This is a genomic window from Streptomyces nanhaiensis, from assembly GCF_046614825.1.
Lineage (GTDB): Bacteria > Actinomycetota > Actinomycetes > Streptomycetales > Streptomycetaceae > Streptomyces > Streptomyces radiopugnans.
Genome location: NZ_JBKJFM010000214.1, coordinates 1 through 7959, shown reverse-complemented (window position 1 = coordinate 7959; position 7959 = coordinate 1). Strand labels below are relative to the sequence as shown.

Sequence of the window (7959 nt, the reverse complement as noted above, 5' to 3'; positions counted from 1 at the left end):
CCGTCACGTCCGCGCACTGCTGGAGGCGGACGCCGGGCGGCTGCAGAGCGTCATCGCCGAGCGCAGTCTGTGGGGACGTGACGGCGGGGTGCCGGTGCTCGCCTGCGCGCTGGACTACAGCGGCCTGGTGGGCGGCCCGCCGGCCGGTACGGAGGGGGCCGACCGCCGCGAGGCGGTGCTGTCGGCGCTCTCGGGCTGGCTGCTGGCGGTGGAGGCCGACGCGGACGAGTGGCCGGCCGAGCGGCTGGACCTGCTGCACGGCGTCACCCGGCTGGTCCGGGCCGAGCGCGAACGGCGGGACGCCGCCCGCTCGGTGGGGCGCCGCCTGGCCCGGGAGGTGCTGGAGCTGCTCCGCGCCGACGCGCCGTCGGCCGAGGTCGCCGCACGGCTGCGGGTGACGGCCGCCGCGCTGCTGCCCGGGGCCGGGGCCGCGCCCCTGTGGCAGGTGGTCGTCGCACGGCTGGACTGGGAGGGCGGCCCCGGCCTGCCCGAGGACGAGCGGGCCCGGGCCGCCGGGGCCCTGCTGGAGGAGGCGCTGGCCGGTCCGGACGGCGGCGGGGAAACGGCGGAGGGGGTCGCGGTGGTGCCGGCCGGCGGGGAGGCCGTCGCGCTCGTCCCGCTTCCCGCGGCTCCCGGGCAGGAGACCGCCGGTGAGGAGACCGCCGAGGAGAAGGCCACCGCCGGGAAGGCCGGCGAGGAAGCGACCGGTGAGGCGGCCGGGCCGCCCGCCGGGGCCGAGGGCGCCTTCGCCGCCGCCGCGCTGCTCGACTGCCTGCGGGCCCCGCTGGAGCACGGCCTGGACGGCCTCGGCGGGCCCGACGGACGGCTGACCCTGGGGGTCAGCGCCGCCGTCCACTCCCCCGAGGGCCTGCGCGGGGCCCTGGAGGAGGCCCGCCACGCCCGGCGCGTGGCCGCCGCCCGGCCGGGGCGGGTCTGCGCGGCCGGACACGAGGAACTGGCCTCGCACGTCCTGCTGCTGCCCTTCGTGCCCGACGACGTGCGCCGCGCCTTCACCGCCCGGCTGCTGGACCCGCTGTACGAGTACGACCGGCGCCACCGCGCCGAGCTGGTGCCCACCCTGGAGGCGTTCCTCGCCTCCGACGGCTCCTGGACGCGCTGCGCCGCCCATCTCCATCTGCACGTCAACACCCTGCGCTACCGGGTGGGCCGCATCGAGCGGCTCACCGGCCGCGACCTGTCCCGGCTGGAGGACAAGGTGGACTTCTTCCTGGCCCTGCGCATGCGCTGAGGCCCCCGGCCGGTCCCCGCCGGCCGCCCGCTCCCGTCCCGCCCCGTCCCACTCCGCCCCACTCTGCCCGCGGCGGGGCCGCCCTACGCTGGAAGGGTGTACGCGCGCAGGCGGCGCCGCTACTTCGCGCTGATGGGTCTGTGCCTGGCCCTCTTCGTCGGCGCGTGGGCCTTCGTGCGCCTGTGGTCGGTCCCGCTGGCGATCGCGATGTGTCTGGTGGCCATGGTCATCCCGCCGGTCGCGGCGGTCGTCGCCAACCGGCGCGAGCCGGACGACCGCTGGTGGGACGAATGACTCCGGCAGTCGGCCCAGCACGCCGTCCGGGGCGTGTCAAGAGCTGACCAAGATTGTGAAACCGTTCACACTTACCCCTTGGCGGGGCCCCGGTGTTCGTGCTGGGATTCGCTCACATCCGGCTCGACGGCGCGCTTGGTTGGGGAGGGCACTGTGGCGGAGACCGCCATGTCACGTTCGGTACGGCTGGAGGGTGCGGGATCGGGCGCCGGGTCGGGCGCGGACGCGGGGGGCGGTCCTCTCGACCACGCGGTGTGGCGGCTGAGGTCGCGCGGCTGCTGGGAGGACGCGGCGGCCCTGCTGGAGCCGGGGGTGGCGCGGGACGACGCCGGGGCCGCGCTGCGCCGGGCGGGGCTGCTGGTGGAGCGCTGCATGTTCACCGCCGACGGCTGGGAGCGCGCCGAGGAGGCGCTGCGGGTGGCCGAGGCCCTGGCCGCCACGGACGAGGAGCGGGGAGCCGCCGCCTGCGAGCGCGGCCATCTGGCCTATGCGGCGACGGTGCTGGCCGTACGCGACCGGGCCGACGAGGCCCGTGCCGCGCTGGGGCGGGCCGCCGCGCTCCTGCCGCCCGACTCCCCCCGGCGGGCGATGCTGGACTTCCGGCGCGGCCTGATGACCGAGCACTTCGGCGACAGCCCCCAGGCGGCGCGGGCGGCGTACCGCCGGGCGCACGCCGCCGCCACCGCCCAGGAGGACGCGCTGCTGTGCTCCTTCACCTGGCGGCACCTGGCCGGGCTGGCCCTGCGCGGCGGGGAGCTGGCCGAGGCGCGGCACGGCTTCGCCGAGTCGCTGCGGCTGCGCGAGGAGCTGGGTTACCTGGTGGGCATGGCGCCGGCCCTGGTTGCTCTGGCGGACGTCCAGCCGGAGCCGGAGGCGGAACGGCTGCGGGCCGAGGCACGGCGGCTGTTCCGCCTGCTGGGCGGGGTGCCGAGCTGGCTGGCCGGCCGGCTGGCTGAGGAGGGCGGGGAGCCGTCCCCGGCGCCGGGACCGGCTCCTGCGGGGGACTCGGCGGAGTGACGCGCGCCACTCGTGCGGGAGGGCGCTGCCCGGCACCGATCACGTGAGCTAAGGTAAGCCTTACCTGTTATAGCCGTCGATTCGGTGGTACCCGCATGGCCATGTGCACCCTCGCCCCCGCGCCCGAGGCCCCCAAGGCGCCCACCGCGCCCTCGCCGCTGGCCGCGGCCTACGACCGCCTGGCCGAGGTCCTCCCCAGCCTGCGGGTCACCGAGGTGCGGGGGACCGGCGACCTGCCGCGCGGCGGCGGCTGGGTGCGTTCGGCGGAACTGGCCGAGGGCGGCGCCGTCCTGGACGCCTTCCTGGCCTGGGACGACGAGCAGGTGCGGCGCGACTACGGGCAGCGGGCCCGGCCCGACGTGGTCGCCGGCTTCGGCCTGCACCGCTACGCCTGGTCGGTCTGCCTGCTGATGACCCTCCCCTGGTTCCTGCACCGCCGGGTGCCGCGCGTCCCGGTGGGCTCGGTGGCCTACGACCGCGCCTCGGGCCGGCTGGCGGTGCACGCCGCGGAGTTCTCCTGCCTGCCCGGCGATCCGGCCGCCGCCCTGCCCGGGGCCCGGGTCGTCCAGGGCGAGGAGGCGCTGCGGGCGGCCGTGCGGGAGGCGGTGGCCGAGCACCTCGGCCCCGTCCTGGAGGCGTTCGGGCCGCGGATGCGCCGCGGACCGCGCGCGCTGTGGGGCATGGCGACGGACGAGATCACCGAGGGCCTGTGGTACGTCGGCCACCTGCTGGGCGAGGAGCGGCGCGCGATGGCCGAGGCGGAGCTGCTGCTGCCGGGCTCGGTCGCCCCGTTCCCGCGGGGCGCCGCCTTCCGGGAGCTGTCCGGGCCGGACGGCGAGAGGTACCCCACCCGGGACCGGGCGAGCTGCTGCATGTTCTACACGCTGCGCCCACAGGACACCTGCGTCACCTGTCCGCGCACGTGCGACGCCGACCGGGTGGAGCGGCTGAGCGCCGCGCGCGCCTGATCCGCCGTCCGCCCCCGGCCCCCGGCCGGGGCGGGGCGGGGCCTTCGCACGGGCCGGGCGGGGACGGACGGGCCGGTCGGGACGAACTTCCCCGGAGGTTCGATCGTCTGACCGGTTATCGGCGGTGATTGCGGCTCGCTACACTCCTGTTCGCACGTTCTGGCCACCATCGGCGGTTTTCAGGCTCAAAGGGCCTGCCACACAATCTTTTTTCCGCCAGGATGCTGCGGGTCAACGAAGCCAACGCGAGCACGGCGGGGCCGTCTTCACGGCATGCCGCCAGGCAAGGGACACCCCCGGATGAGACTGACGGACATATCGATGAACTGGGTGCTGGCGGGTGCCGTACTGCTCGTCGGCGCCCTGGTCGCGGTCGTGTTGATGGGCCGTGGAAAAGGCCGCCACAGGACCGAGGAAGACCAGAACACGGACTCCTGGGAGCGGATGGAGGAGCGCCGCCGCCGCAAGGAGACGGTCTACGCCATCGCCTCCTACGTCCTGCTCTTCTGCTGCGCCGGCGTCGCCGCCGCGCTCTCCTTCCACGGCCTGGTCGGCTTCGGACGGGAGAACCTGGGACTGTCGGGCGGCTGGGAGTTCCTGGTCCCCTTCGGCCTGGACGGCGCCGCGATGTTCTCCGCCGTCATCGCCGTGCGCGAGGCCAGCCACGGTGACGCCTCCCTCGGCTCGCGGCTGCTGGTGTGGCTCTTCGCGGGCGCCGCGGCGTGGTTCAACTGGGTGCACGCCCCGCGCGGCGACGAGCACGCCGGCGCCCCGCAGTTCTTCGCGGGCATGTCGATCGCTGCGGCCATCCTCTTCGACCGGGCGCTCAAGCAGACCCGGCGCGCCGCCCTGCGCGAGCAGGGCCTGGTGCCGCGTCCGCTGCCGCAGATCCGGGTGGTGCGCTGGCTGCGCGCACCGCGCGAGACCTATGCCGCCTGGTCGCTGATGCTGCTGGAGGGCGTGCGGACGCTGGACGAGGCGGTCGACGAGGTCCGCGAGGACCGCCGCCGCAAGGAGGAGGAGCGCGCCCGCAAGCGCGAGCAGCGGAAGCTGGAGCGGGCCCGGCTGCGGGCGATCAGCCGGCTGGGCCGCGGCGCCGACGCGCAGCAGGTGGAGCTGGAGGTCAGCGCGGGCTCCCCGCAGCCGGCCCGGCCGCGCGCCGCGCTCCGGGCCGGCTCGGACGACGCCGCGGGCGGTGGCGCGCTGGGAGCGGACGGGCTGCGCAAGGTGGACCCGCCCCGCCCGGCGGACCCGTTCGGCTCCGACGAGAGCCTGACCAGTCCCCGGCTGGACTCGCTGGAGGCCAAACTCGCCGCCATCGAGAAGCAGTTCGGCTGATCCTCACGGCTCCTCACGGTTCTCCCCGCGGCCGCCGCGGCCGGTGCCCACCGACCGCGGCGGCCGTACCGTTGCACCGGCGCGCACCGGCGACCACCGGCGGTTCTCACGGCACGGAGGCCCGCGGTACGGCGGCTCGCAGCGCCCTCACGGCGCCCTCACAGCACCCCTTCGAGGGTCAGCAGCAGCTTCTTGCGCTCCAGGCCGCCCGCGTACCCCGTCAGCGATCCGCTCGCGCCGATGACGCGGTGGCAGGGGCGCACCACCGTCAGCGGGTTGGCGCCGACCGCTCCCCCGACGGCCCGTACCGAGCGCGGCTCCAGGCCCGCCATGGCGGCCAGTTCGCCGTAGGTGACGGTGGCGCCGTAGGGGATGCGCTCAAGGGCGGCCCAGACCCGCTCGCGGAAGTCCGACCCCCCGGTGGCCAGGTCGATGTCGAACTCCCTCAGCTCCCCGGCGAAGTAGGCGCCGAACTGCCGCACCACGTCGGCGAAGGCCGCGTCGTCGCGCCGCCAGCCGGGCAGCACGCGGGCGCCGCCCTTCTGACCGGGCACGCTGACCGAGGCCAGTACGCCGGGCTCGGGCCCGGCGATCAGCAGCTCGCCCAGCGGGCTGGGGCAGGTGGTGTAGAGGGTGCTCATCGCTTCTCCGCGGTCTCGGTTCGGGACGGGGTGAGGGTGGCGTTCCACAGGTGGTGCAGGGCGTAGGAGCGCCAGGGGCGCCAGCGTTCGGCGTCCGGCGCGCGGGCCCCGATCCGCTCCAGCCCGTGCCGCACCCCCGCGTCGCCGGGCAGGAAGACGTCGGGGTCGCCCAGCGCGCGCATCCGGACGTAGCCGGCCGTCCACGGGCCGATGCCGGGCAGGGCGAGCAGGGCCCGTTCGGCCTCGTCCCGGTCGGCGCCGGGGTCGAGGACGAGGGCGCCGTCGGCGAGGGCGGCCGCCACGGCGCGCACCGCGCGGCGGCGGGAGCCGGGCATCCGCAACTCCTCCAGGGGCGCCCCGGCGAGGGTCCCGGGGTCGGGGAAGAGGTGGGTGAGGCGGCCGTCGGGGGCGGGCAGCGGTTTGCCGTACGCCGCCACGAGCGCGCCCGCAAGCGTACGGGCCGCGCCCACGGTGACCTGCTGGCCGAGTACTGCGCGCACCGCCGCCTCGTGCGGGTCGGACGCGCCCGGCGAGCGCAGCCCCGGCAGCCGGTGGACCAGGGGCCCGATCAGCGGGTCGCGGCCCAGGCGGTCGGCGACGGCGTACGGGTCGGCGTCCAGGTCGAACAGCCGCCGCATCCGCTGCACGGCGGTGGTCAGGTCCCGCAGGTCTGTCAGGTGCAGCCGGCACGGCAGCCAGCCGCCCGGGCCGCCACCCGCCTCGTCCGCCCTCTCGCGGACCTCCGCGACGCCGTGGCCGTGGGGCAGGGCGAGGGTGCGCCGGTAGGTGCGGGCGCCGGCCTCTCCGGTGACCTCCTCGACGCCGGGGACGGCCCGCCGCCGCAGGAAGCCGAAGATCTCCGCGGCCGCGTACGGGCCCCGGTGGGCCAGCCGCAGCGCCACTCCCCCGCCCTCGGCGGCCTCCCGGGCCGCCGCCCTGGCGCGGCCGCGGGCGCGCAGTTCGCGCGGGGTGCAGGCGTGGGCCTCGCGGATGGTGTCGTTGAACTGCCGCACGCTGGCGAAGCCGGAGGCGAAGGCGATCTCGGTGACCGGCAGCGCGGTGGTCTGGAGCAGCACCCTGGCGGTGTGCGTCCGCTGGGCGCGGGCCAGGGCCACGGGGCCGGCGCCGAGGTCCGCGGTGAGCCGGCGGTGTATCTGGCGGGCGCTGTAGCCCAGCCGCCGGGCGAGTCCCTCGACGCCCTCGCGGTCCACGACCCCGTCGGCGATCATCCGCATCGCACGGCCGGTGAGGTCGGCCCGCGCGTTCCACTCGGCCGAACCCGGTACGGCGTCGGGCCGGCAGCGGCGGCACGCCCGCAGGCCCGCCCGCTGGGCGGCGGCGGCCGAGGGGAAGAACCGCACGTTGCCCCGTTTGGGAGTGACCGCCGGGCAGCTCGGGCGGCAGTAGATGCCGGTGGTGAGCACGCCGGTGAAGAACACGCCGTCGAACCGCTCGTCGCGGCTGCGGACCGCCTCGTACCTGGCCTCGTCGTCCATCACGCGATCCAGTGTGCGCCGCGCGGCGGGCCGCCACTGGCGGAAATCGGACGCGGTGGTGACGGTCCGCCCGCCCTCCCCAGGAGGGAATTGCAAGGAAAGCGTTGCAAAGGAATCTTTGCATTGCTGCGGTCACCGTATGACGGACGCCCGGCGCCCCATCCGCTCGCTCGATCCGCGCTCCCCGCGCGCTCTCGCCCACCCCCTGCGCATCCGCATCCTCGACGCCCTGCAGGAGTACGGCCCCGCCACCGCCTCCCGGCTGGCCGACCGGCTCGACGAGTCCAGCGGGGCCACCGGCTACCACCTGCGGCAGCTCGCCGCACACGGCTTCGTCGAGGAGGACACCGCGCGTGAGCGCTGGTGGCGGGCCGCGCAACGGGGCATGCGGCTGGACGGCATCGGGGAGATCGACCGGCACCCCGACCCCGAGGTGCGGGGCGCGCTGTCCCTGCTGATGCACGAGACCGCCACCCGTCACGCCCGCGAGCTGAACACCTGGCTGGGCACGATGCGGGACTGGCCCGAGGAGTGGCGCGAGTCATCCGACCTCAGCGGCTTCACCCTGCGGCTCACCCCCGAGCTGGCGGGCGAACTCAACGCCAGGCTCCACGAACTGGTCGAGAGCTACCGGGAGAGGGCCGCCGGCGACGAGCGGGCCGAGCGCGTCCGCGTCCATCTGCACTCCTTCCCCCGCGCCGAGGACTGACCGAACCGCCGGCTGCGCCGGCCCGAACCCCGGAGGCATCCGTGCACCCTCCGCACCCCGAGATCCGCCTCCGCCTCGCCCGGGACCGCGCCGCCGCGTTACGGCGCGAGGCGGACGGCCGGCGCCTGGCGCGCTCCGTCCGGCGTACGGCGCCGCCTCCACGCAGGGCCGGTGCGGTGCGCCGCCGGGTCGGCTGGGCCCTGGTGGAGGCGGGGCTGCGCAGCGGCTCACTGGTCACCGCGCGGCG

9 protein-coding genes are annotated in these 7959 nt (G+C 76.5%); 7 read left to right on the top strand and 2 right to left on the bottom strand.

The annotated features are described in order from the left end of the window. The 5 genes from ACLIYP_RS28160 to ACLIYP_RS28140 form a co-directional block, all read left to right on the top strand. The coding region (locus ACLIYP_RS28160) for a PucR family transcriptional regulator (protein WP_412715914.1) at positions 1-1249 on the top strand (1249 nt) is incomplete at its 5' end. A gap of 96 nt (positions 1250-1345) precedes the next feature. Next, entirely contained in the window at positions 1346-1543 is a 198-nt protein-coding gene (locus ACLIYP_RS28155) for a DUF3099 domain-containing protein (RefSeq protein WP_410535835.1), read from the top strand. Between the two features lie 168 nt (positions 1544-1711). Next, the gene (locus ACLIYP_RS28150; RefSeq protein WP_412715913.1) at positions 1712-2560 is read left to right on the top strand and encodes a hypothetical protein; all 849 of its coding nucleotides are present in this window, start codon (positions 1712-1714) and stop codon (positions 2558-2560) included. Positions 2561-2661: 101 nt separating this feature from the next. Continuing rightward, complete coding sequence (locus tag ACLIYP_RS28145) at positions 2662-3528, top strand: (2Fe-2S)-binding protein (RefSeq protein ID WP_412715916.1); 867 nt, start codon at positions 2662-2664, stop codon at positions 3526-3528. Between the two features lie 300 nt (positions 3529-3828). Then, positions 3829-4866, top strand: a complete 1038-nt coding sequence (locus tag ACLIYP_RS28140; RefSeq protein WP_412715912.1) for a DUF2637 domain-containing protein — start codon at positions 3829-3831, stop codon at positions 4864-4866. A 158-nt stretch (positions 4867-5024) separates the two neighbouring features. Here the strand turns inward: ACLIYP_RS28140 and ACLIYP_RS28135 are convergent, their stop codons facing one another. Together ACLIYP_RS28135 and ACLIYP_RS28130 are read right to left on the bottom strand one after the other, a co-directional pair. Next, on the bottom strand, positions 5025-5507 hold the full coding sequence (locus tag ACLIYP_RS28135) for a methylated-DNA--[protein]-cysteine S-methyltransferase (RefSeq protein WP_412715911.1): 483 nt from the start codon (positions 5505-5507) through the stop codon (positions 5025-5027). Further along, positions 5504-7003, bottom strand: coding sequence for an AlkA N-terminal domain-containing protein (locus tag ACLIYP_RS28130; RefSeq protein ID WP_412715915.1), 1500 nt, complete (start codon positions 7001-7003; stop codon positions 5504-5506). The genes ACLIYP_RS28135 and ACLIYP_RS28130 overlap by 4 nt, the downstream gene beginning before the upstream one ends. 139 nt (positions 7004-7142) lie before the next feature. Here ACLIYP_RS28130 and ACLIYP_RS28125 point away from each other — a divergent pair, with 139 nt between their 5' ends. Further along, positions 7143-7712, top strand: a complete 570-nt coding sequence (locus ACLIYP_RS28125; protein WP_412715910.1) for a winged helix-turn-helix domain-containing protein — start codon at positions 7143-7145, stop codon at positions 7710-7712. A gap of 41 nt (positions 7713-7753) precedes the next feature. Beyond that, on the top strand, positions 7754-7959 hold a 206-nt coding region (locus tag ACLIYP_RS28120; protein ID WP_412715909.1), incomplete at its 3' end, for a hypothetical protein.